Consider the following 22,441-nt stretch of genomic DNA (forward strand, 5'->3'; position numbering starts at 1 on the left):
TAAGGCTCCCAGTAGACGACTGGGTTGATAGGCCAGATGTGGAAGCCCGGTAACGGGTGAAGCTGACTGGTACTAATAGGCCGAGGGCTTGTCCTCAGTTGCTCGCGTCCACTGTGTTAGTTCTGAAGCAACGAACAGTTGCTGGTTTCTGGAGCTAGAACAAAAACTACAAAGTGTGCTTGTTCGCTCGAAACCGATAGGGTTTCGGTGGTCATAGCGTTAGGGAAACGCCCGGTTACATTTCGAACCCGGAAGCTAAGCCTTTCAGCGCCGATGGTACTGCAGGGGGGACCCTGTGGGAGAGTAGGACGCCGCCGAACAATCTTTCAAAGGACCCTTGGTCCAGCGTTCAACGCTGGACCAAGGGTCTTTTTGTTTTTCCACATCTTTACGCCGAAGCGCGGCCATGGGTTGGTTGCGCAAGAATGACTAGCGGTACCCCGAAGACAGGAGTCACACCCATGTCCAACTCTCCCGACGATCGTCCGGAGCGCGAGCCTCGGCGCAACGACGGCGGTGACAGGGGCGGCTACCGCGGGGGCCGTGACGACCGTGGCGGCGACCGACCCCCGTTCCGTCGTGACGACCGCGGTGGCCGTCCGGCCGGCGGCGGCAGCGCCGGCGGCGGTTTCCGTCGTGACGACCGCAGTGGTGGGCGCCCCGCCTCGGGCGCCGGTGGCGGTGGGTTCCGTCGCGATGACCGTAGTGGTGGCGGGGACCGTCCGTCGTACCCGCGTCGTGACGATGACCGTGGTGGCCGTCCGTCCTCCAGCGGTGGCGGCGGTGGGTTCCGTCGTGACGACCGCAGTGGTGGTGGCGACCGTCCGAGCTTCCCGCGTCGTGACGACCGCGGTGGCGACCGTCCGTCCTACCCGCGTCGGGATGACCGTCCCTCCGGTGGTGGCGGCGGTTTCCGTCGTGACGACCGTAGTGGTGGCGGGGACCGTCCGTCGTACCCGCGTCGTGACGATGACCGTGGTGGCCGTCCGTCCTCCGGTGGTGGCGGCGGTTTCCGTCGCGATGACCGTAGTGGTGGCGGGGACCGTCCGTCGTACCCGCGTCGTGACGATGACCGTGGTGGCCGTCCCTCCAGCGGTGGTGGCGGCGGCGGTTTCCGTCGTGACGACCGCAGTGGCGGTGGGGACCGTCCGAGCTTCCCGCGTCGTGACGACCGTGGTGGCGACCGTCCCTCGTACCCGCGTCGTGATGACGACCGCGGTGGGTTCCGCGGCGGCCGTGATGACCGCAGTGGTGGCGGGGACCGTCCGAGCTTCCCGCGTCGTGACGACCGCGGTGGCGACCGTCCGTCCTACCCGCGTCGGGATGACCGTCCCTCCGGTGGTGGCGGCGGTTTCCGTCGTGACGACCGTAGCGGTGGTGGGGACCGTCCGAGCTTCCCGCGTCGTGACGACCGTGGTGGCGACCGTCCCTCGTACCCGCGTCGTGATGACGACCGCGGTGGGTTCCGCGGCGGCCGTGACGATCGCAGTGGTGGCGGGGACCGTCCGTCGTACCCGCGTCGTGACGATGACCGTGGTGGCCGTCCGTCCTCCAGCGGTGGTGGCGACCGTCCCAGCTTCCCGCGTCGTGACGACCGTGGCGGGGACCGTCCGTCCTACCCGCGTCGGGATGACCGTCCCTCCGGTGGTGGCAGTGCCGGCGGTGGGTTCCGTCGCGATGACCGTAGTGGTGGCGGGGACCGTCCGTCGTACCCGCGTCGTGACGATGACCGTGGTGGCCGTCCGTCCTCCAGCGGTGGTGGCGACCGTCCGAGCTTCCCGCGTCGTGACGACCGCGGTGGCGACCGTCCGTCGTACCCGCGTCGTGACGATGACCGTGGTGGCCGTCCGTCCTCCAGCGGTGGTGGCGACCGTCCGAGCTTCCCGCGTCGTGACGACCGCGGTGGCGACCGTCCGTCCTACCCGCGTCGGGATGACGACCGCGGTGGGTTCCGTGGTGGGCGTGACGATCGCGGTGGTGACCGTGGTGGCTACCGTGGTCGCGATGACCGTGGCGGCGACCGTGACTTCCGCTCCGACCGTGACCCGGTCAAGCGGCTCCCGATCGACGACGACGTCACCGGCTTCGAGATCGACTCCGACGTGCGCCAGGAGCTGCTGAGCCTGCCCAAGGGGCTGGCCGAGGAGGTCTCCAAGAACCTGGTCATGGTCGCGCGCCTGATCGACGAGGACCCCGAGCGGGCGTACGCCTACTCGCGCATCGCCCTGCGTCTGGCCTCCCGCGTCGCCGCCGTCCGCGAGGCCGCCGGTTTCGCCGCGTACGCCACGCAGAAGTACAGCGAGGCGCTCGCCGAGTTCCGCGCCGCCAAGCGCATGACCGGCTCCGTCGAGCTGTGGCCCGTCATGGCCGACTGCGAGCGCGGCCTCGGCCGCCCCGAGCGGGCGCTGGCCATGGCCGGCGAGCCCGAGGTGCAGAAGCTGGACAAGGCCGGCCAGGTCGAGATGCGTCTGGTCGCCGCCGGTGCCCGCCGTGACCAGGGGCAGCTGGAAGCCGCCATCGTCACCCTGCAGAGCCCGGAGCTGGCCTCCAGCACCGTCCAGCCCTGGACGGCGCGCCTGCGGTACGCCTACGCCGACGCGCTGCTGGCGGCCGACCGCGAGGACGAGGCGCGCGAGTGGTTCGCCAAGACGCTCGAAGCGGACAAGGACGGGGCCACGGACGCCTCCGACCGCCTCGCGGAGCTCGACGGCGTCGAGTTCGTGGACGCGTCGGCCGAGGACGTCGATGTCGATGTCGACGACGAGGATGACGACGACGATGCCGAGGTCGCCGCGGCCGAGCGTGCCTCCGACGTCGCCGAGTACTACGACGAGGACGACGACGAGTACGAGCCGCAGGAGCGGCCCGCGGCCGCCGTCCGCGCCGATGACGAGGCCGACGCCGACGCCGAAGCCGACGCTGAAGCCGATGACGAGCCCGACGACCGTGACGACGAGTTCGACGTCACCGACGAGGACGTCGCCACCGACGAGCCGGACGCGGACCGCGACAAGGCCTGAGGTCTGACGTGAGAAGGGCGGTACCCCGGCCGGGGTACCGCCCTTCTGCGTCTCCGGGGTTCGAAGGCGCGTGTCAGGTCAGGCCGCGCAGGACCAGCCCCGTCGCCGGCTTCGGGCCGAAGGAGGTCGACTTGCGGGGCATCGTCACGCCCTGGCGGGCCAGGTTCCGTACGACGTCCTCCCGGACCGGGTGCAGCAGGACCGCGGTGCCGCCGTGGCGTTCCGCCATGGCCACCGTCGACGGGGTGTCATGTATGTACGTGATGTGCTCCGGGGTGTCCGGGACGTTCCACATGGCGTCGAGCAGTGTGGCGTGCAGCACGGTCGCGTCCAGCCGGCGCCAGGCCTCCGGGCGGTCGTGGCGGACCGTACGGTCGAGGAGCGCCTGGTCGGGGTCGGTGACCAGGTGGAAGCGGCCGTCGCCGGTGAGCAGGAAGGCGTTGCCGCGCTCCGAGGCGTCCGCCAGGGCCTCCAGGGCGAGCGGGAGCGGCCCGTCGACCGTGCGCACCCGGAAGAGGCCGTCGAGCGCCGCGAGGGCGTCGGCGACCGGCAGGCGGCGCAGCATCCGGTGGATGGCGCGGACCTCCAGGGGGTAGCGGACGGTGTCCACCAGGAGGACCAGGCCGAAGTCCCACGGCGACGGGGAGCCGTGCTCCTGCTGGAGGCGCAGGTAGGTCGCCCAGCGGTGGTGGCCGTCGGCGATCAGGGCCTGGCGGTGGCCCAGGTCGGCGGTGACGGCCGCCAGCTCGTCCGGGTCGGTGATGGCCCACAGGCGGTGCTGGAAACCGTCCTCGGTCGTCGTGGACAGGAGGGGCGCACGCCCCGCCGTCCGCTCGACGACCGCCGTCGCGCCCGCGCGGGGGTCGTCGCCCCGGTAGGTCAGCAGGAGCGGTTCGAGGTTCGCCGAGGTGGCCCGCATCAGGCCGGCGCGGTCGGTGACGACGTCCGGCATGACGTCCTCGTGCGGGAGGACGATGCCCGCGTCGGCGGCGGACAGGGCGAGGGCGCCGATGATGCCGCGCTGGAGCAGCCCGGCCCTGCGCTGCTCGTACACGTACAGGGCGGGCTCGGGGTCGGCGCTGAGGACGCCCTCGGCGAGCCAGTCGTGGAGGGTGCGCGCGGCCTGTTCGTTGCGGGCGGCCGGGGTACCGGCCTGGGGCAGGATCAGGCGCACGATGTTGTGCGGATCGGCGGACTCGAGGTGATCGACTCCGTCCGGGCGTACGACCACGTCGTACGGGGGTGAGGTGACGGCGGCGAGGCTGCCGACCCGCTCCGGAACGTAGCGCAGGCCGTGGAACGGGATCAGACGAAGCCCGTGGTCAGCGGTGCCAGGTGTGGTCATTGGTGCATGGTAAGACCCGTCTCGCGATGCGGGATGATCGGGGGTGACCGAGGAATCACACAGATCGAACACATCGGGAGCGGACAGGATGACCAGCGTGAGCAGGAACAGTCCCGGGGCGAGCGACCGGAGTCTGCACCAGGCGTACGACACGGCCCTGCTCGACCTCGACGGGGTGGTGTACGCGGGCGGGCAGGCCATCGCACACGCCGTGGAGTCCCTCGCCGCCGCCCGGGCCGACGGGATGCACCTCGCGTACGTCACCAACAACGCCCTGCGGACGCCGGACGCGGTCGCCGAACACCTGGGCGAGCTGGGCATCCCCACCGAGGCGGACGAGGTGATCACCTCGGCGCAGGCGGTGGCCCGGCTGATCTCGGAGCAGGTGGAGCCGGGGTCGAAGGTGCTGGTGATCGGCGGCGAGGGGCTGCGGGTCGCCCTGCGCGAGCGCGGGCTGGTGCCGGTGGAGTCCTCCGACGAGGAGGGTCTCGCGGCGGTCGTCCAGGGGTACGGGGGCCCGGAGCTGCAGTGGTCGCGGTTCGCCGAGGCGGCCTACGCGGTCAACCGCGGGGTGCCGTGGTTCGCGTCCAACACCGACCTGACGATCCCCGGGGCACGCGGGATCGGGCCGGGCAACGGGGCGGCGGTGGAGGTCGTACGGATCGCCACCGGCGCCGAGCCGCAGGTGGCGGGCAAGCCGCTGCCCCCGATGCACCGCGAGACCGTGCTGCGGACCGGGGCGAAGCGGCCGCTGGTGGTCGGGGACCGGCTGGACACCGACATCGAGGGCGCGTTCAACGGGGACGTGGACTCGCTCCTGGTGCTGACCGGGGTGACGGACGCCGCGCAGCTGCTGCGGGCCGAGCCCCGGCACCGGCCGACGTACGTGGACCGGGACCTGCGCGGCCTGCTGACCGGACAGCCGGAGGTCACCGGGGACGACGGCGCGTGGCGCTGCGGCGACTGGGTCTGCGCGGCGGGAGCCGACGTGCTGGAGCTGCGGACCGTCCGTGAGGCCGGCGGGCCGGAGGAACAGGGCGGGCCCGAGGAACTGGGCGGATCCGGGGAGCCGGACGGGGATCCGATCGACGGGCTGCGGGCGCTGTGCGCGGCGGCCTGGAGCGCGGCCGGGGACGGGTCCTGCACGCTCGACGCGGAGAAGGCGCTGGCCCGGCTGGGCCTCTGAACGGTGAGGGAGGCAGGGTAGGCTAACCTAACTCGCGTGTTGGTCGAGAGTCCCCCAGAACCAGAACCGGGCCGCGCGGCGAGCGGGCAGGCCGCCGCCGCGGCCCGTCCGCGCCACGGCGCCCGCGCCGCCGGCCTGCTGGCCGCCCTCGTGGTGCTGGCGCTGATCGCGGTGGTGAGCATCGCGGTGGGCGCCCGGCAGATGCCCCTCGACGAGGTCTGGCACGGCCTCTTCCACTTCACGGGGACGCCCTCCGACGTGGTGGTCCGGGACCTGCGGGTCCCGCGCACGGTGCTCGGGCTGATGGTCGGGCTGGCGCTGGGCCTGTCGGGCGCGGTGATGCAGGCGCTGACCCGCAACCCGCTGGCCGAGCCCGGCATCCTCGGCGTGAACGCCGGCGCCGCGGCCGCCGTGGTCTCCGCGATCAGCTTCTTCGGCGCGAGCTCCCTCGACGAGTTCGTGTGGTGGGCCTTCCTCGGCGCCGCCGCCGTCTCCGTCCTCGTGTACGTACTCGGCGGGAGCCGCAGCGCGACCCCGGTGCGCCTCGCGCTCGCCGGTACGGCGGCCAGTGCGGCGCTCGTCGGCTACATCAACGCCGTACAGCTGATGGACAGCAAGGCGCTGGACAAGCTGCGCTTCTGGACGGTGGGTTCGCTGGCCTCGGCGAACGCGGACACCGTCCGGCAGGTGGCGCCCTTCCTGCTCGTCGGCGCCGTCGTCGCGCTGACCCTGGGGCGGCCGCTGAACGCGATGGCGATGGGCGACGACACCGCGCGGGCGCTCGGGGCCAGCCTGACGCGGACCCGGATCGCGGCGATGGCCGCCATCACCCTGCTCTGCGGTGCGGCGACGGCGGCCTGCGGGCCCATCGCGTTCGTCGGCCTCATGGTCCCGCACCTCGTACGGGCCTTCACCGGCCCCGACATGCGCTGGGTGCTCGCCTACTCGGCCGTCCTGTCGCCCGTGCTGCTGCTCGGCGCCGACGTCTTCGGCCGGGTGATCACCCGGCCCGCGGAACTCCAGGTCGGCATCGTGACCGCGCTCATCGGCGGCCCCGTCTTCATCCACCTCGTCCGGCGCAAGAGGATGGCCCAGCTGTGACCGCGAAGCTCCCGACCGACCAGCCCGTTCGGTCGGCGGGGCCCCGTGCGGTGCGGTCGCCCGGCGGGATGTCGCTGCGGGTCGACCGGCGGGCGGTGTCCGTCGCGGTACTGCTCACCGCCTCGGCCTTCGTCCTGGCGGTCCTGCTCATCGGCACCGGCGACTTCCCGATCGCGCCGTGGGACGTCGTACGGACCGTGCTGGGCAACGGCAGCCCGGCTGACGACTTCATCGTCAACGACCTGCGGATGCCGCGCGTGCTGGTCGCGCTGCTCGTGGGCGCCGCCCTCGGCATGTCCGGGGCCGTCTTCCAGTCGGTGTCCCGCAACCCGCTCGGCTCGCCCGACCTGCTCGGCTTCGGGTACGGCTCGGCGGTCGGCGCGCTCGTCGTCATCATCCTGTTCAACGGCAGCGCCGGTGCGGTGGCCGTCGGCGCCCTGGTCGGCGGCCTGCTGGCCGGCATCGCCGTCTACCTGCTGGCGTACAAGAAGGGCATCCAGGGCTACCGGCTGGTCCTGGTCGGCATCGGCGCCTCCGCCGTGCTCGTCGCCGTCATCCAGTACCTGATCACCAAGGCCCAGCTGGTCGAGGCCAGCCGCGCGCTGGTCTGGCTGACCGGATCGCTGGCCGGCCGGGACTGGGCGCAGGTGTGGCCGCTGCTCGCGGTGTGCGCCGTGCTGTTCCCGGTGATCCTCGGACACGGCCGGGCCCTGCGGATGATGGAGATGGGCGACGACGCCGCGTACGCGCTGGGCGTACCGGTGGAGCGGACCCGGCTGCTGCTGATGCTGGCGGCGATCCTGCTCACCACCGCGGCGAGCGCGGCGGCCGGGCCGATCAGCTTCATCGCGCTGGCCGCGCCGCAGCTGGCCCGGCGGCTCACGCGTTCGCCCGGGGGGAACCTGCTGACGGCCGGGCTGATGGGCTCCGTACTGCTGCTGGTGTCCGACTGGGCCTCGCAGCGCGCCTTCGGCGCCGACCAGCTGCCGGTGGGCGTGGTGACCGGGCTGGTCGGCGGCGTCTACCTGCTCTGGCTGCTCGTCACCGAACGCAAGGCGGGACGTATATGACCGCGACAACCAGGAACGTGAGGAGTGGGCAAGTGCAGCGGCTGACCGCGGAGAACGTGACCCTCGGCTACGACCAGCGGGTCATCGCCGAGAACCTGTCGGTGGAGATCCCCGACCACTCCTTCACGGTGATCGTCGGCCCCAACGCCTGCGGCAAGTCCACGCTGCTGCGCGCCCTGTCGCGGATGCTGAAGCCGTCGGCCGGCCGGGTGCTGCTCGACGGGCAGGCCATCGGGTCGATGCCGGCCAAGAAGGTGGCCAAGACGCTGGGCCTGCTGCCGCAGTCCTCGATCGCGCCGGACGGGATCACCGTGGCCGACCTGGTCGCGCGCGGCCGGTACCCGCACCAGGGGCTGCTGCGGCAGTGGTCGCCCGAGGACGAGCGGATCGTGGTCGAGTCGATGACGTCGACCGGGGTGGCCGAACTCGCCGACCGCTCCGTCGACGAGCTGTCCGGCGGGCAGCGGCAGCGCGTGTGGATCGCGATGGCGCTGGCCCAGCAGACGCCGCTGCTGCTGCTCGACGAGCCGACGACCTTCCTGGACATCCAGCACCAGCTCGACGTGCTGGACCTGTGCGCCGAACTGCACGAGAACCAGGGGCGCACCCTGGTCGCCGTCCTGCACGACCTCAACCACGCCGCCCGCTACGCCACCTACCTGATCGCGATGCGCGCCGGGGAGGTCGTCGCCGAGGGGCCGCCGGCCGAGGTGGTCACCGCCGAGCTGGTGGAGCGGGTGTTCGGGCTGAACTGCCAGGTCATCGACGACCCCGCGACGGGCACGCCGCTGGTGATCCCGGCGGCGCGCAGGGCCCGTACGAAGGCCCGCGCGGCGGCGACGGCGGTTCAGGGGCTTGACGGGCTTTGGGGGCCCGGATCACAGGGGGCCGCGGCGGGCCTCAGAGCAGGCTCTTGAGGCGCAGGAGGTCGCGGAACCCGGCCTCCAGCCTGACCCGGCCCGAGGCCCAGGCCTTGGCGAACTTCAGCCGGCCCGCGACCATCGCGACCAGGTCGTCACCGGTCATCGCCAGCCGGATCTCGGCCTTGGTGGCCGGGGGACCCGGGGAGACCGCGTCGACCCTGATCCGGCCGCCGTCGAGGCGGCCGGTGAAGGTCCGGTCCAGGTCCGTGATGTGGCAGCTGAGGGAGCGGTCGAGCGCGGCCGCGCCGCGCACACCGCCGTCGGCGCCCGCGAGGTCGCCGGAGAGTCGGTCGAGTGCTTCGCGGCACTCTTCGGTCGTAGCCATCGTGATCACGACGGTACCGCAGAGCCGTACGTGGTCGCGGGGCGCTTCGGGGTAGCGTCGGGGCATGACCGACGAAGCGGCCGAGGCCGACGGAGTGGCCGAGGGCGACGGAGTGGCCGGGGCCGACGACGGGCCCGGGGCCGGTGACCGCGCCGCCGCGCCCGCCGGGCCCGTGGCGCTGGGTGTCGTACGCACCCCCACCGGCCACGCCGGGGTCGACGCGGAGCTGGCGCGGCTGGCGGACGCCGACGGCCTCACGGCGGACGGACACGTCGCGGTGTACGAGGATGTGCACAGGGGGCTGCGCGAGGCGCTGACCGCGCTGGACGCACCACCCGTCCCTGGTCCGTACGAAAACAGGAGCTGAACCGAACGTGGCAGGAGTGGCACGCCGCCGCCTGGACGCCGAACTGGTACGCCGCAGCATGGCCCGCTCGCGCGAGCACGCCGCGCAGCTGATCGCCGCGGGCCGGGTGACCGTGGGCGGGACCGCCGCCACCAAGGCCGCGACGCAGGTCGAGACCAGCGCGGCCCTGGTGGTCCTGAAGGACGACGACGACCCCGACTACGTGTCCCGCGGCGGCCACAAGCTCGCCGGGGCGCTGGCGGCCTTCGGGCCGCGGGGGCTGCGGGTCGAGGGCCGCCGGGCGCTCGACGCGGGCGCGTCCACCGGCGGGTTCACCGACGTGCTGCTGCGGGCGGGCGTGGCCCACGTGGTCGCCGTGGACGTGGGGTACGGGCAGCTCGCCTGGTCGCTGCAGAGCGACGACCGGGTCACCGTGAAGGACCGTACGAACGTGCGCGAGCTGACGCTCGAGGAGATCGACGGCGTCCCCGCGGACCTGGTCGTGAGCGACCTCTCCTTCATCTCGATCGGCCTTGTGCTTCCGGCGCTGGTGCGCTGCACGGCCCCGGACGCGGACCTGGTGCTGATGGTCAAGCCGCAGTTCGAGGTGGGCAAGGACCGCCTCGGGAGCGGCGGGGTGGTGCGCAGCGCGGAGCTGCGGGCCGAGGCGGTGCGCGACGTCGCGGCGCGGGCCGGGAAGCTGGGGCTGGGCGTGCTCGGGGTGACCGCGAGTCCGTTGCCCGGTCCCTCGGGCAACGTCGAGTATTTTCTCTGGCTGCGGGCGGGGGCACCGGCCCTCGACCCGGGGGATGTCGACAGGGCAGTGGCGGAGGGGCCTCAGTGACAGATTCATCGGCTTCAGGGGTGGGGCGGACCGTCTTCCTGCTCGCGCACACCGGGCGGCCCGCGGCCATCCGCAGTGCCGAGCTGGTCGTGCAGGGTCTGCTGCGGTGCGGTCTGGGGGTACGGGTACTCCAGGACGAGGCGGTGGACCTGCCGCTGCCGCCCGAGGTGGAGCTCGTGGCCGAGTGCACCCCGGAGGTGCTGGCGGGCTGCGAGCTGCTGATCGTGCTGGGCGGGGACGGGACCCTGCTGCGCGGTGCGGAGTTCGCGCGCGGCTCGGGGGTGCCGATGCTGGGCGTCAACCTGGGCCGGGTGGGGTTCCTCGCCGAGGCCGAGCGGGACGACCTGGACAAGGTCGTGGACCGGGTGGTGACCCGGGAGTACGAGGTCGAGGAGCGGATGACCCTCGACGTGACCGTGCGCACGAACGGCGACGTGGTCCACCAGGACTGGGCGCTGAACGAGGCCGCGGTCCAGAAGGTGTCCCCGGAACGGATGCTGGAGGTGGTCCTGGAGATCGACGGGCGCCCGGTGACCGGCTTCGGGTGTGACGGGATCGTCTGCGCCACCCCGACGGGCTCCACGGCGTACGCCTTCTCCGCGGGCGGGCCGGTGGTCTGGCCCGAGGTGGAGGCGCTGCTGATGGTGCCGATCAGCGCGCACGCGCTGTTCGCGAAGCCGCTGGTGACCTCGCCGGACTCGGTGCTGGCGGTCGAGGTGCAGCCCGGGACCCCGCCCGGGGTGCTGTGGTGCGACGGCCGGCGGATGCTGGAGCTGCCGGCCGGGGCGCGGGTGGAGGTCCGGCGGGGAGCGGTGCCCGTACGGCTGGCCCGGCTGCACCACGCGTCCTTCACGGACCGGCTCGTCGCGAAGTTCGCGTTGCCGGTGTCCGGATGGCGCGGGGCTCCCCACTGAGCCCGTACCCCTCGCGTAATAGCACGTCCGTTCGCAGAACCCTGGGCGGGTGACGTCACATGGCACCAGTGAAACCTCGGTATCGTCGTCCCGTGCTTGAGGAGATGCGGATACGGTCGCTCGGAGTCATCGACGACGCGGTGGTCGAGCTGTCGCCCGGATTCACCGCGGTGACCGGCGAGACCGGCGCGGGCAAGACGATGGTCGTCACCAGCCTCGGGCTGCTGCTCGGCGGTCGCGCCGACCCCGCCCTGGTGCGGGTCGGGGCCAAGGCGGCGGTGGTCGAGGGCCGCATCGTCATGAGCCCGGACGCGCCCGCCGCGCTGCGCGCGGAGGAGGCCGGCGCCGAGCTCGACGACGGCGCCCTCCTGATCAGCCGGACCGTGTCCGCCGAGGGGCGTTCGCGCGCCCACGTCGGCGGCCGCTCCGTGCCCGTCGGCCTGCTCGGCGAGCTCGCCGACGACCTGGTCGCCGTCCACGGACAGACCGACCAGCAGGGGCTGCTGCGCCCGGCCCGGCAGCGGCAGGCGCTCGACCGGTACGCCGGGGACGCCGTCGCCGTACCGCTGGAGAAGTACGCCGCCGCCTACCGGCGGCTGCGCGCCGTCGCCGTCGAACTGGACACCCTCACCACCCGGGCCCGGGAACGCGCCCAGGAGGCGGACCTGCTCCGCTTCGGGCTGGACGAGATCGCGGGCGTGGAGCCGCTGCCCGGCGAGGACGTCGAACTGGCGGCCGAGGCGGAGCGGCTCGGCCACGCCGAATCCCTGGCGTCGGCGGCCCAGGTGGCCCACGCGGCGCTCGGGGGCAACCCCGAGGACCCGGAGGCCATCGACGCCAACATGCTCGTCGCGGGCGCGCACCGGGCCCTGGAGTCCGTACGCTCCCACGACCCGGCGCTCGGCGTGCTCGCCGAGCGGATCGGAGAGCTGGGCATCCTGCTGGCCGACGTGGCCGGGGAACTGGCGGGCTACGCCGACGACCTGGACGCCGATCCGCTGCGGCTGGCCGCGGTGGAGGAGCGCCGTGCGGCCCTGACCCAGCTGACCCGCAAGTACGGCGACTCGGTGGAAACCGTACTGGAGTGGGCCGAGCAGGGCTCGGCGCGGCTGCTGGAACTCGACGGCGACGACGAGCGGATCGGCGAACTGACCGCCGAGCGCGACGGGCTGCGCGCCGAACTCTCCCAGCTGGCGCAGGCGTTGACGGACGCACGGGTGGAGGCGGCCACGCTCTTCGCCTCCGCGGTGACGGAGGAGCTGGCCTCGCTGGCGATGCCGCACGCGCGGGTCACGATCGACATCCGGCAGGCCGACGACCCCGAGGGGGTGGAGGTCGGCGGCCGGACCGTGGCATACGGCCCGTCGGGCGCCGACGAGGTCGAACTGCTGCTGGCCCCGCACCCCGGAGCCCAGCCGCGGCCGATCGCGAAGGGCGCCTCGGGCGGTGAGCTGTCCCGGGTGATGCTGGCGGTCGAGGTCGTCTTCGCCGGCTCCGATCCGGTGCCCACCTACCTCTTCGACGAGGTGGACGCGGGCGTCGGCGGCAAGGCGGCCGTCGAGGTGGGGCGCCGGCTGGCGAAGCTCGCCAAGTCCGCCCAGGTCGTCGTCGTCACGCACCTGCCGCAGGTGGCCGCCTTCGCGGACCGGCAGCTGCTGGTGGAGAAGACCAGCGACGGATCGGTGACGCGCAGCGGCGTCACCGTCCTGGAGGGCGAGGCCCGCATCCGCGAGCTGTCCCGCATGCTGGCGGGCCACGAGGACTCGGCCTCGGCACGGGCGCACGCCGAGGAACTCCTCGCCGCGGCCCGCGCGGACGCCTGAGCGCGTGAGGACGGGGCCCGGGGCGCGCGATGCGGCTCGGGCCCCCTTTTCGCGCCCCCTGGGGAGCCGGGGATAGCCCGTGTGGGTGAGGCTGGGGGGCATCCGGCGGTATCTCGTACGGAATACGCACCCGTATGGTCCCGGAACGCGCGTACGGGCTGGCATCCTGGGCGACGTCTCTGACTCCCTCACCCTGGAGCTTCGGCCCGTGAGCAGCTCCCCGGTCTCCTCCCCGGTCCCCGCCCAGCCCTACGGGCGGCCGCCCCTGCGCGCCCTCCACGTACTCGGCGCGAGTGCCGCGGGCAGCGGCGCGCACGTCCGCTCGCTCGCGACCGGGCTCGCCGCGCGCGGGGTACGGGTCACGGTGTGCGCCCCCGTCGCCTCCGAGGGCGAGTACGACTTCACCGGCGCGGGAGCGCTGTTCGAGCCCGACGCGTCGAGCGCCCTGCGCGCCGCGTGCGCGGGGGCCGACGTCGTGCACGCCCACGGGGTACGGGCCGGCATGCGGGCGGCGCTGGCCCTGCGCGGGCGCCGGGTGCCGCTGGTGGTGAGCTGGCACGGCGACGGCCCCGCGGCGGGCGGTGCGCCCGGGCGGCTCGGCCGGCTGCTGGAACGGCACGTGGCCCGCGCCGCGGCGGTGGTCCTGGGGGCCTCCTCGAACCAGGTGGACCTGGCCCGGCTGCGCGGGGCGCGGGACGCCCGGCTGGCGCCGGTGGCGGTACCGGCCGGCCCGGAGGGCCCGGAGCCGCCCGATCCGGGCAAGGTGCGCGCGGAACTCGGCGCGGTGGGCCGGCCGTTGCTGGTCACGGTCGGGAGCCTGGTGCCGCACCGGGGGTACTCCGTCCTGCTCGACGCGGCGCGCGCGTGGCGGGCCCTGGACCCCGTACCGCTGCTGGTGATCGCGGGGGAGGGGCCGCTGCGGGCGGAACTGTCCCGGCGGATCGAGGCCGAAGGCCTGCCCGTACGGCTGCTCGGGCGCCGCCGGGACGCCGTCCAGCTGCTCGCGGCGGCGGACCTGGCGGTGCTGCCGAGCCGGTGGGAGGCGCGGGCGCCGCTGGCGCAGGAGGCGCTGCGGGTCGGGGTGCCGCTGGTGGCCACGGCGGTCGGCGGCCTGCCCGAACTGGTCGGCGAGGGCGCGGCACTGGTGCCGTACGGGAACCCGGAGGCGCTGGCCGGCGCCGTTACCGGGCTGTTGGGGGATCCCGCACGGCGGGTGGCGCTCGCCGAGGCGGGGCGGCTGCAGGCCGCGACGTGGCCGTCTGAGGATGACACCGTGGCGCAGGTCCTGTCGGTCTACGACGAGCTGACGGAGCGGGGCCGCCGGTAGCGGGCGGGCGGGCGCGGCGCCGCTGCCGGGGCTGGGCCCCGGACCCCGCGACCCGGACGCCGCGACCCGGACGCCGACGGGGCCGGGGCGGAGCCCCGGGGAAGGGCGGGTAGGGGAACGGCCCCACAGGGCCACCCACCCGAACCCGGCCGGCGACGGTGGGGGCCCCGCCCGGGGCCCGACGGACGGAGTCCGGCGCAGCGGCGCGGAGCCGGAGAGGCCCGCCCGGGCCGAGCCGTGCGAGCGGCGCGTCAGGACGGGGTGGTGGTGTGGCGGCGGGCGCGCAGGGCCAGGCTCAGGGACAGGACGGTCTCCGGGTCGTCCAGGTCCGTGCCCAGCAGGTCCGAGATGCGGGCCAAGCGGTTGTACAGCGTCTGCCGGTTCAGGTGCAGCTCGCGGGCCGTCTCCGCCTTGCGGCCCGCGTGGGCCAGGTACGTCTCCAGGGTCGGCAGCAGCGGCGGCCGCGACGTCACGTCGTGCGCCCGGAGCGGGCCGATCGCGCGGTCCACGAAGGCCGCCAGGTCGGGGTGTTCGCGCAGCCGCCACAGCAGCAGGTCGATGTCCAGGCGCCGGGCGTCGTACCAGGGGCGGGCCGGCAGTCCGTGGGCCGCCGTGGCGGTCTCCGCCGCGTGGCGCAGGCCCGCCGAGGCGGCCGCCCAGCCGCCCGCGACGCCCACGACCACCGCCGGCGGGGCGACGGCGCGGTCCAGACCCGCCCGCTCCACGCCCGCCCGCAGCGCGAGCGCGACCCGGTCGGCCACCGCCGTGCGCTCCGACTCCGCGCGCAGGGAGACCAGCAGCGGCACCCGGCCCTCGACCGGGCGTACGCCCAGCAGCACCGGGACCCCGACGGACGCCAGCTCCTCCAGCACCGCGCGGGCCAGAACCGCCCAGTTCCCGGACGGCCCCAGGTCGGAGGCCAGCCGCATCACCACCGGCAGCAGCGGGCCCGGGCCCGGCTTGAAGCCGAGCACCCGTGCCTGCGCCGGGGCCTCCTCCGCCGGAATGCGGCCCTCGGCCAGGTCCGTCAGGAAGTCGCCGCGGCCGCGCGCCGCCAGCTCGTCCTCCTGCCGGGCCTGCATGAGGACCACCGCCAGGACGCCCGCCGTGCGCTCCGCCGCCATCCGGTGCACGGGGGCCAGCGGGGCCGAGACACCGACCAGGACGACCCGGGCGCGGACCGAGCCCGTGCCGTGGCCGCCGCCCGGAACGTCGATCACCACCGTGTTCGCGGACGCCTCGACCTCGCGCTGGCCGCGCAGGCCCTCCCAGACCTGGAGCGGATCGGCGCCCGCGTCCCCGGCCGAGCTGCCGGCCGCGTACAACAGCTGGCCGTCGGGGGTCTCCAGGAAGACCGGGTTCGCCGTGAAGTCGGCCAGGATGCGCAGCACCTGCTGGATCCCGCCGCCGCCCAGCAGGGCCTCCGTACAGCGCCGGTGGACCTCCTCGGCCCGCTGGAGGAGGGCGTAGTGGCCGTTCACGATCTCGGTGTGGACCTCCTCCGTGACCGTCACGAAGGGCACCTCCCGGTGCAGTTGGACCAGGGGCAGGCCGGCCGTGCGCGCGGTCTCCACGATGGTCGCCGGCAGCCGGGTGAAGCGCGGGCCCAGCTCGACCACGAGCGCGGCGATCCCCCGGTCCGCGAGACGCCGTACGAACGCGCGCTGCTCGGCGGGCCGGGTACCGAGGCCGAGGCCGGTGGTCAGCAGCAGCTCGCCGCCCTTGAGCAGGGAGGCGATGTTGGGGACCTCGCCCGCGTGCACCCAGCGGACGGTACGCCCGAGCCGGTCGGCGCAGGCCACCACCTCCGGCAGCCCGCTGCGCAGTCCCGGCAGCTCCAGTGCCCGCTGAACCGTGATCCCGCCCTGGTTGTCCATATCGCGGGACGCTATCAGGGGGTCAGGTGGGCTGGATGTTGTGGTTGAAACGGAAGACGTTGTCCGGGTCGTACTGCCGTTTCACGGCTCCCAGCCGGCGCAGATTGTCCTCGCCGAGTCCCGCCGCGACGCGCTCCGACCCCTCGTCGCCGGTGAAGTTGAGGTAGACGGCGCCGGTGCTCCACGGCTGTACGTCGGCCCGTACGTCCTTCACCCACGCCCGGCACCGCTCGTCGTCCGCGGGGTCCTCCCAGATGCCGAACGGGTGCACCGCCCAGGGCGAGTCCCGGTACGGGACGGGGAACCCGGCCGGGCCGTCGGCGATGGCCCCGCCCAGCGGGAACAGGATGTGCTGGGTGCCGGTCGGGACCGGCATGGAGTGCGCCCGGGCGCAGAACACGTCGACGAGCTCGTCCGGCAGCCCGGTCAGGTACTCGGCGGACCAGTAGTTCCGCATCCCCGGCGGGTCGTCGATCATGCACTGGAGGTCCGCGTACGGGAGGCCGGTGACCATCTCCGCCTCGTGGGGGAGGTCCAGCAGCGGAGCGGCCAGCTCCCGCATCCGGTCCTCGGGCCCGGCGTACGTCAGCAGGACACCGCACAGCAGGGTGCCGACCAGGTGCGGCGGAACGAACGGCTCGGGCGGCGCCGTCAGGTAGATGATGCCCCCGCTCGCCTCGACCGGGCCGCCCTCGACGAGGTCCCGGAACAGACGGGCCGCCTCCGGCCCGCGCTCCGGCGCGTACATGAGCAGGGCCATCGACATGTCGGGCAGGTCGTGCAGGCGCAGGGTCAGGGAGGTCGCGACGCCGAAGTTCCCGCCGCCGCCGTGCAGGGCCCAGAACAGCTCGGGGTTGTCCTCGGAGGTCGCCGTGACGATCTCCGCGTCGGCGGTGACGAGGTCCACGCCCAGCAGGTTGTCGACGGCCAGGCCGCACTTGCGGTCCAGCCAGCCGGAACCGCCGCCGAGCACGAAGCCGCCGACGCCGGTGGTGGAGGCGCGGCCGCCGGTGGTCGCGAGCGCGTGGGGCTGGCAGGCCCGGTCCAGGTGGCTCATGGTGGCGCCGCCCGCGACGCGGACCGCCTTGGCCGCCGGATGGACCGTCACGTCGCTCATCCGGCGCAGGTCGATCACGAGGGCGCCGTCCCCGCTGGCGTTGCCGGCGACGCTGTGTCCGCCGCCGCGCACCGCGACCGGCAGGTCCAGCCCGCGGGCGAACCGTACGGCGGTGACCACGTCGGCCTCGCTCTCGCACCGCGCGATGGCGGCCGGACGGCGGTCGATCATGGAGTTGAAGACGGCCCGGGCCTCGTCGTACCCGGGATCCCCCGGGGCGAACACCTCGCCGGCCAGATCCTCGCGGAGCGCGGTCAGTGCCGCGCCCGCCTTCGAGAGGGGAGCCATGGCTGCCCCCTTCCACCGGGGAGGGCATAGGACCCTTCCAGCGTAGGCGGCCCCGTGGACCGGGGCGCGCCGGGAACGCAGCGCCCCGCCCGGCCCGTACGACCGCCCGGCCCGGCCGGGTCCGGACAGCCGGGCGGCGCCGGACCCGCGTGCGGGCCCGGCGCCGCGTCGTCCGGTCCGGGGCTAGCCCCCGTACGCCCCGCTCGCGGTCAGCCGCAGCGCCGTGTCGATCAGCGGGACGTGGCTGAAGGCCTGCGGGAAGTTCCCGACCTGCCGCTGGAGCCGCGAATCCCACTCCTCCGCCAGCAGCCCCAGGTCGTTGCGGAGCGCCAGCAGCCGCTCGAAGAGCCGCCGCGCCTCGTCGACGCGGCCGATCATCGCCAGGTCGTCGGCCATCCAGAACGAGCAGGCGAGGAACGCGCCCTCGTCGCCCTCCAGTCCGTCGACGCCGGCCTCGCCGCCCGACGTCGGGTAGCGCAGGATGAACCCGTCGGGCGTGGACAGCTCGCGCTGGATCGCCTCGATGGTTCCGATGACCCGCTTGTCGTCCGGTGGCAGGAAGCCCATCTGCGGGATCAGCAGCAGGGAGGCGTCGAGCTCCTTCGACCCGTACGACTGGGTGAAGGTGTTGCGCTCCTTGTCGTAGCCCTTCTCGCACACGTCCTGGTGGATCTCGTCGCGCAGCTCGCGCCAGCGCTCCAGCGGGCCGTCCGCGTCACCGCTCTCGATCAGCTTGATCGTGCGGTCCACGGCCACCCAGGCCATCACCTTGGAGTGCACGAAGTGGCGGCGCGGGCCGCGCACCTCCCAGATGCCCTCGTCCGGCTGGTCCCAGTGGGTCTCCAGGTAGCGGATCAGCTTGAGCTGGAGCAGCGAGGCGTAGTCGCTGCGCGCCAGCCCCGTCATGTGCCCCAGGTGCAGGGCCTCGGTGACTTCGCCGTACACGTCCAGCTGGAGCTGGCCGGCGGCGCCGTTGCCGACCCGGACCGGAGTGGAGCCCTCGTAGCCCGGGAGCCAGTCCAGCTCGGTCTCGCCGAGCTCGCGCTCGCCCGCGATCCCGTACATGATCTGGAGGTTCTCCGGGTCCCCGGCCACCGCGCGCAGCAGCCACTCGCGCCAGGCGCGGGCCTCCTCGCGGTAGCCGGTGCGCAGCAGCGAGGACAGGGTGATGGCCGCGTCCCGCAGCCAGGTGTAGCGGTAGTCCCAGTTCCGGACCCCGCCGATCTCCTCCGGCAGGGAGGTGGTCGGCGCAGCGACGATGCCGCCCGTGGGGCCGTACGTCAGGGCCTTGAGGGTGATCAGCGAGCGGACCACCGCCTCCCGGTAGGGCCCGTGGTACGTGCACTGCTCGACCCACTCGCGCCAGAACTCGGCGGTGGCCTCCAGGGCCTCCCCGGCGTCCGGGGTCTCCGGCGCGCCCTTGTGGGAGGGCTGCCAGCTGATGCTGAACGCCATCCGGTCGCCGGGCCCGACGGTGAAGTCGGAGTACGTCGTCAGGTCCTTGCCGTACGTCTGCGCGTCGGTGTCCAGCCAGACGGAGTCCGGGCCGGCGACGGCCACCGTGCGGCCGTCGACCTTGTGCACCCACGGCACGATCCGTCCGTAGCTGAAGCGCATGCGCAGGGCCGAGCGCATCGGCACCCGGCCGCTGACGCCCTCCACGATGCGGATCAGCTGCGGGGCGTGGTCCTCGCGGGGCGGCATGAAGTCGATGACCCGGACCGTTCCGCGGGGGGTGTCCCACTCCGACTCCAGCACCAGCGAGTCGCCGCGGTAACGGCGCCGCGTGGCGCGGGGGGCGTCCACGCCCGCCGGGAAGGCCGGGCCGATCCGCCAGAAGCCGTGATCCTCGGTGCCGAGAATGCTCGCGAACACGGCATGGGAGTCGAACCGGGGCAGACACAACCAGTCCACCGCCCCGTCCCGACAGACCAGCGCCGCTGTCTGCATGTCCCCGATCAGTGCGTAATCCTCGATGCGCCCGGACACGTGCATCTCCAGTCGAACGGCCACGTCCGCCCCGAAGGGCGCTTGCATTGCGCGGTTTGCGCGGTCTCCCATGGGTGGGGAACGCCGCGTTGAGCCAATGATTCCGCATATCGGCTCGGGTCGGCCGTCTGACGGTCTGCCCGGCGGCGATGTTCGCAATATCCGAGCAGGATATGACGGCACCCTAGTGATCCACCTAAGCCTGCGAAGAATGTGACACGGCCAAACGGGTGAGCAGGGGGAACTTCCCCGCGGCACCCTCCGGAGCCGGGTCGCCGGGCGTCGCCGGAGGCGGACCGGCCCGGGCGCTGATAGGCTGGTATCCCGTGGACCGGTGGTCTGCCTGTGCGAATCAGGAACCCCGAAACCGCAGCTTCGGCGCCCCCTGAGACCCTTCCGGATCGACGGAGGCCGGCGCCGGACGCACCCTCACCTCGCGACCACGGGAGCCCCCTCTTGGCGACGCCGCCCGCTGCTTTTCGAAACAGCACAGCCATGACGACCAAGCACATCTTCGTCACCGGGGGTGTCGCTTCCTCCCTCGGCAAGGGCCTGACGGCCTCCAGCCTGGGTGCGCTGCTGAAGGCGCGCGGCCTGCGGGTCACGATGCAGAAGCTCGACCCCTACCTGAACGTCGACCCCGGCACGATGAACCCGTTCCAGCACGGCGAGGTGTTCGTCACCAACGACGGCGCCGAGACCGACCTGGACATCGGCCACTACGAGCGCTTCCTCGACGTCGACCTCGACGGCTCGGCCAACGTCACCACCGGCCAGGTCTACTCGACGGTCATCGCCAAGGAGCGGCGCGGCGAGTACCTCGGCGACACCGTGCAGGTCATCCCGCACATCACCAACGAGATCAAGCACCGCATCCGCCGCATGGCGACCGCGGACGTCGACGTCGTCATCACCGAGGTCGGCGGCACCGTGGGCGACATCGAGTCGCTGCCGTTCCTGGAGACCGTCCGCCAGGTCCGTCACGAGGTCGGCCGCGACAACGTCTTCGTCGTGCACATCTCCCTGCTGCCCTACATCGGCCCCTCCGGTGAGCTGAAGACCAAGCCGACCCAGCACTCGGTCGCGGCCCTGCGCAACATCGGCATCCAGCCCGACGCCATCGTGCTGCGCGCCGACCGCGAGGTTCCCACCTCCATCAAGCGCAAGATCTCCCTGATGTGCGACGTCGACGAGGCCGCCGTCGTCGCCGCGATCGACGCCAAGTCGATCTACGACATTCCCAAGGTCCTGCACACCGAGGGTCTGGACGCCTACGTCGTCCGCAAGCTCGACCTGCCCTTCCGGGACGTCAACTGGACCGTCTGGGAAGACCTGCTGGACCGGGTCCACAACCCCGACCACGAGGTCAAGGTCGCGCTGGTCGGCAAGTACATCGACCTGCCCGACGCCTATCTGTCGGTGACCGAGGCGCTGCGCGCGGGCGGGTTCGCCAACAAGGCCCGGGTGCAGATCAAGTGGGTCGCCTCCGACGACTGCAAGACCCCGGCGGGCGCCGCCGCCCAGCTCGGCGACGTGGACGCGGTCTGCGTGCCCGGCGGTTTCGGCGACCGCGGTGTGAACGGCAAGGTCGGGGCGATCACCTACGCCCGCGAGAACCGGATCCCGCTGCTCGGCCTGTGCCTCGGCCTCCAGTGCGTGGTCATCGAGGCCGCGCGCAACCTGGCCGGCATCGAGGACGCGAACTCCACCGAGTTCGACGCCTCCACCCCGCACCCGGTCATCTCCACCATGGAGGAGCAGCTGGCCTTCGTCGAGGGTGCGGGCGACCTGGGCGGCACCATGCGTCTGGGCATGTACACGGCGAAGCTGGCCGAGGGCTCCGTCGTGCGCGAGGCCTACGGCGACGAGGCGTACGTGGACGAGCGCCACCGCCACCGCTACGAGGTCAACAACGCCTACCGCGGCGAACTCGAGAAGAAGGCCGGCCTCGTCTTCTCCGGCACCTCCCCGGACAACAAGCTCGTCGAGTACGTCGAGTACCCGCGCGAGGTCCACCCCTACCTGGTGGCAACCCAGGCCCACCCGGAGCTCCGCTCCCGCCCCACGCGCCCCCACCCGCTCTTCGCGGGTCTGGTCAAGGCGGCCGTGGAGCGGCAGCAGTCCGCGAAGTGACGGCCTGACCGCATAACGTAGACAGCCGGGGCACGGGTTCGTGCCCCGGCTGTCGCGTTTCTCCGGAAGGTACGGCCATGGCCATGGGCAACGAGATCGAGGACACACCGGAGTCGTGGGAGGTCGTCGCCTCGCGCACCCCGTTCCAGGGAGCCAAGACGGCGGTCCGCTCCGACCAGGTGCGGATGCCGGACCGGATGGTGGTCCGCCGCGACTACCAGGCACACCCCGGCTCGGTGTGCGTCCTCGCCCTCGACGAGGACCACCGGGTGCTGGTCCTGAAGCAGTTCCGCCACCCGGTGCGGCACCGGCTGTGGGAGCTGCCGGCGGGGCTGCTGGACGTGGCGGGGGAGAACCCGCTGCACGCGGCGCGGCGCGAGCTGTACGAGGAGGCCCACGTCAAGGCCGAGCAGTGGCACGTGCTGGCCGACTTCTTCTCCTCGCCGGGCGGCTCGGACGAGGCGGTACGGATCTTCCTGGCGCGGAACCTCGCGGAGGCCGAGGGAGAGCGGTTCGAGGTCTCCGACGAGGAGGCCGACATGGAGGTCGCGCGGGTCCCGCTCGCGGACCTGGTGGCCGGCGTGCTGGCCGGGCGGCTCGCGAACCCGGGGCTGGTGACGGGCGTGCTGGCCGTGACCGCCGCCCTGGCGGGCGAGGGCCTGGACGCGCTGCGCCCGGCCCTCGCCCCGTGGCCGGCCCGCCCGTACGAGGCGTAGGACGCGCCGTACGGGGTGCGGCTCCCACACGGCGTGCGGCGCCCGTGAGGGTGCGGCTCCCGTACGGGGCACAGGCCGCCGTACGGGCCGTTCGCCC

General features: G+C 73.4%; 17 protein-coding genes, 2 rRNA genes and 1 pseudogene. 15 read left to right on the forward strand and 5 right to left on the reverse strand.

Annotated features, from left to right (window positions below; genetic code table 11):
* The 4 genes and pseudogenes from OTB16_RS34890 to OTB16_RS34905 form a co-directional block, all read left to right on the forward strand.
* A 23S ribosomal RNA gene (locus OTB16_RS34890) occupies positions 1–96 on the forward strand; the annotation flags it as partial.
* A gap of 107 nt (positions 97–203) precedes the next feature.
* Positions 204–320: ribosomal RNA gene (gene rrf / locus OTB16_RS34895) — 5S ribosomal RNA — on the forward strand.
* Between the two features lie 372 nt (positions 321–692).
* Positions 693–1,421 (forward strand): annotated as a pseudogene (locus OTB16_RS39850) (DEAD/DEAH box helicase); the annotation flags it as partial.
* 681 nt (positions 1,422–2,102) lie between these two features.
* Positions 2,103–3,020, forward strand: a complete 918-nt coding sequence (locus OTB16_RS34905) for a tetratricopeptide repeat protein (RefSeq protein ID WP_267726456.1) — start codon at positions 2,103–2,105, stop codon at positions 3,018–3,020.
* A 73-nt stretch (positions 3,021–3,093) separates the two neighbouring features.
* Here OTB16_RS34905 and OTB16_RS34910 read toward each other — a convergent pair whose 3' ends face one another.
* Positions 3,094–4,365, reverse strand: a complete 1,272-nt coding sequence (locus OTB16_RS34910) for a DUF1015 domain-containing protein (protein WP_267726377.1) — start codon at positions 4,363–4,365, stop codon at positions 3,094–3,096.
* 88 nt (positions 4,366–4,453) lie between these two features.
* On the opposite strand from OTB16_RS34910, the gene OTB16_RS34915 reads away from it, so the two are divergent.
* The 4 genes from OTB16_RS34915 to OTB16_RS34930 all read left to right on the forward strand — a co-directional run bounded on the left by OTB16_RS34915 (position 4,454) and on the right by OTB16_RS34930 (position 8,639).
* Positions 4,454–5,551 (forward strand): HAD-IIA family hydrolase, encoded by a 1,098-nt coding sequence (locus OTB16_RS34915; protein ID WP_267726379.1) that lies wholly within the window; start codon positions 4,454–4,456, stop codon positions 5,549–5,551.
* Between the two features lie 36 nt (positions 5,552–5,587).
* Positions 5,588–6,652, forward strand: coding sequence for a FecCD family ABC transporter permease (locus OTB16_RS34920; protein ID WP_267726381.1), 1,065 nt, complete (start codon positions 5,588–5,590; stop codon positions 6,650–6,652).
* A gap of 68 nt (positions 6,653–6,720) precedes the next feature.
* A complete protein-coding gene (locus tag OTB16_RS34925) occupies positions 6,721–7,722 on the forward strand; it encodes a FecCD family ABC transporter permease (RefSeq protein ID WP_267726458.1) in 1,002 nt (333 codons plus the stop codon).
* Complete coding sequence (locus tag OTB16_RS34930) at positions 7,719–8,639, forward strand: ABC transporter ATP-binding protein (RefSeq protein ID WP_267726383.1); 921 nt, start codon at positions 7,719–7,721, stop codon at positions 8,637–8,639. The genes OTB16_RS34925 and OTB16_RS34930 overlap by 4 nt, the downstream gene beginning before the upstream one ends.
* On the opposite strand, the gene OTB16_RS34935 is transcribed toward OTB16_RS34930, so the two are convergent.
* Positions 8,623–8,970, reverse strand: a complete 348-nt coding sequence (locus tag OTB16_RS34935; RefSeq protein WP_267726385.1) for an SCP2 sterol-binding domain-containing protein — start codon at positions 8,968–8,970, stop codon at positions 8,623–8,625. The two genes, OTB16_RS34930 and OTB16_RS34935, sit on opposite strands and share 17 nt — an antisense overlap.
* A gap of 64 nt (positions 8,971–9,034) precedes the next feature.
* Between OTB16_RS34935 and OTB16_RS34940 the strand changes: the two genes are divergently transcribed.
* The 5 genes from OTB16_RS34940 to OTB16_RS34960 all read left to right on the forward strand — a co-directional run bounded on the left by OTB16_RS34940 (position 9,035) and on the right by OTB16_RS34960 (position 14,224).
* Complete coding sequence (locus OTB16_RS34940) at positions 9,035–9,337, forward strand: hypothetical protein (protein ID WP_267726387.1); 303 nt, start codon at positions 9,035–9,037, stop codon at positions 9,335–9,337.
* Between the two features lie 7 nt (positions 9,338–9,344).
* Positions 9,345–10,160 carry a TlyA family RNA methyltransferase gene (locus OTB16_RS34945; RefSeq protein WP_267726389.1) on the forward strand — a complete coding sequence of 272 codons (816 nt, stop codon included), beginning with the start codon at positions 9,345–9,347 and terminating at the stop codon, positions 10,158–10,160.
* Entirely contained in the window at positions 10,157–11,074 is a 918-nt protein-coding gene (locus tag OTB16_RS34950; protein WP_267726391.1) for an NAD kinase, read from the forward strand. The genes OTB16_RS34945 and OTB16_RS34950 overlap by 4 nt, the downstream gene beginning before the upstream one ends.
* A gap of 104 nt (positions 11,075–11,178) precedes the next feature.
* Positions 11,179–12,897 (forward strand): DNA repair protein RecN, encoded by a 1,719-nt coding sequence (gene recN, locus OTB16_RS34955; protein WP_267726460.1) that lies wholly within the window; start codon positions 11,179–11,181, stop codon positions 12,895–12,897.
* Positions 12,898–13,105: 208 nt separating this feature from the next.
* Positions 13,106–14,224, forward strand: coding sequence for a glycosyltransferase family 4 protein (locus OTB16_RS34960; RefSeq protein WP_267726393.1), 1,119 nt, complete (start codon positions 13,106–13,108; stop codon positions 14,222–14,224).
* Between the two features lie 251 nt (positions 14,225–14,475).
* Here OTB16_RS34960 and OTB16_RS34965 read toward each other — a convergent pair whose 3' ends face one another.
* The 3 genes from OTB16_RS34965 to OTB16_RS34975 all read right to left on the reverse strand — a co-directional run bounded on the left by OTB16_RS34965 (position 14,476) and on the right by OTB16_RS34975 (position 19,501).
* On the reverse strand, positions 14,476–16,101 hold the full coding sequence (locus tag OTB16_RS34965; protein ID WP_267726394.1) for a PucR family transcriptional regulator: 1,626 nt from the start codon (positions 16,099–16,101) through the stop codon (positions 14,476–14,478).
* 22 nt (positions 16,102–16,123) lie between these two features.
* Positions 16,124–17,506, reverse strand: a complete 1,383-nt coding sequence (locus tag OTB16_RS34970; RefSeq protein WP_267726396.1) for an FAD-binding oxidoreductase — start codon at positions 17,504–17,506, stop codon at positions 16,124–16,126.
* A 183-nt stretch (positions 17,507–17,689) separates the two neighbouring features.
* Entirely contained in the window at positions 17,690–19,501 is a 1,812-nt protein-coding gene (locus tag OTB16_RS34975; protein ID WP_267726462.1) for a glycoside hydrolase family 15 protein, read from the reverse strand.
* Between the two features lie 489 nt (positions 19,502–19,990).
* Here OTB16_RS34975 and OTB16_RS34980 point away from each other — a divergent pair, with 489 nt between their 5' ends.
* Together OTB16_RS34980 and OTB16_RS34985 are read left to right on the forward strand one after the other, a co-directional pair.
* Positions 19,991–21,628, forward strand: coding sequence for a CTP synthase (locus tag OTB16_RS34980; protein ID WP_267726398.1), 1,638 nt, complete (start codon positions 19,991–19,993; stop codon positions 21,626–21,628).
* Positions 21,629–21,711: 83 nt separating this feature from the next.
* Positions 21,712–22,344: an NUDIX domain-containing protein gene (locus tag OTB16_RS34985; protein WP_267726463.1), complete on the forward strand. Its 633-nt coding sequence runs from the start codon at positions 21,712–21,714 to the stop codon at positions 22,342–22,344.
* Positions 22,345–22,441 lie beyond the last annotated feature (97 nt).

This window comes from Streptomyces antarcticus (assembly GCF_026627255.1).
GTDB lineage: Bacteria > Actinomycetota > Actinomycetes > Streptomycetales > Streptomycetaceae > Streptomyces > Streptomyces antarcticus.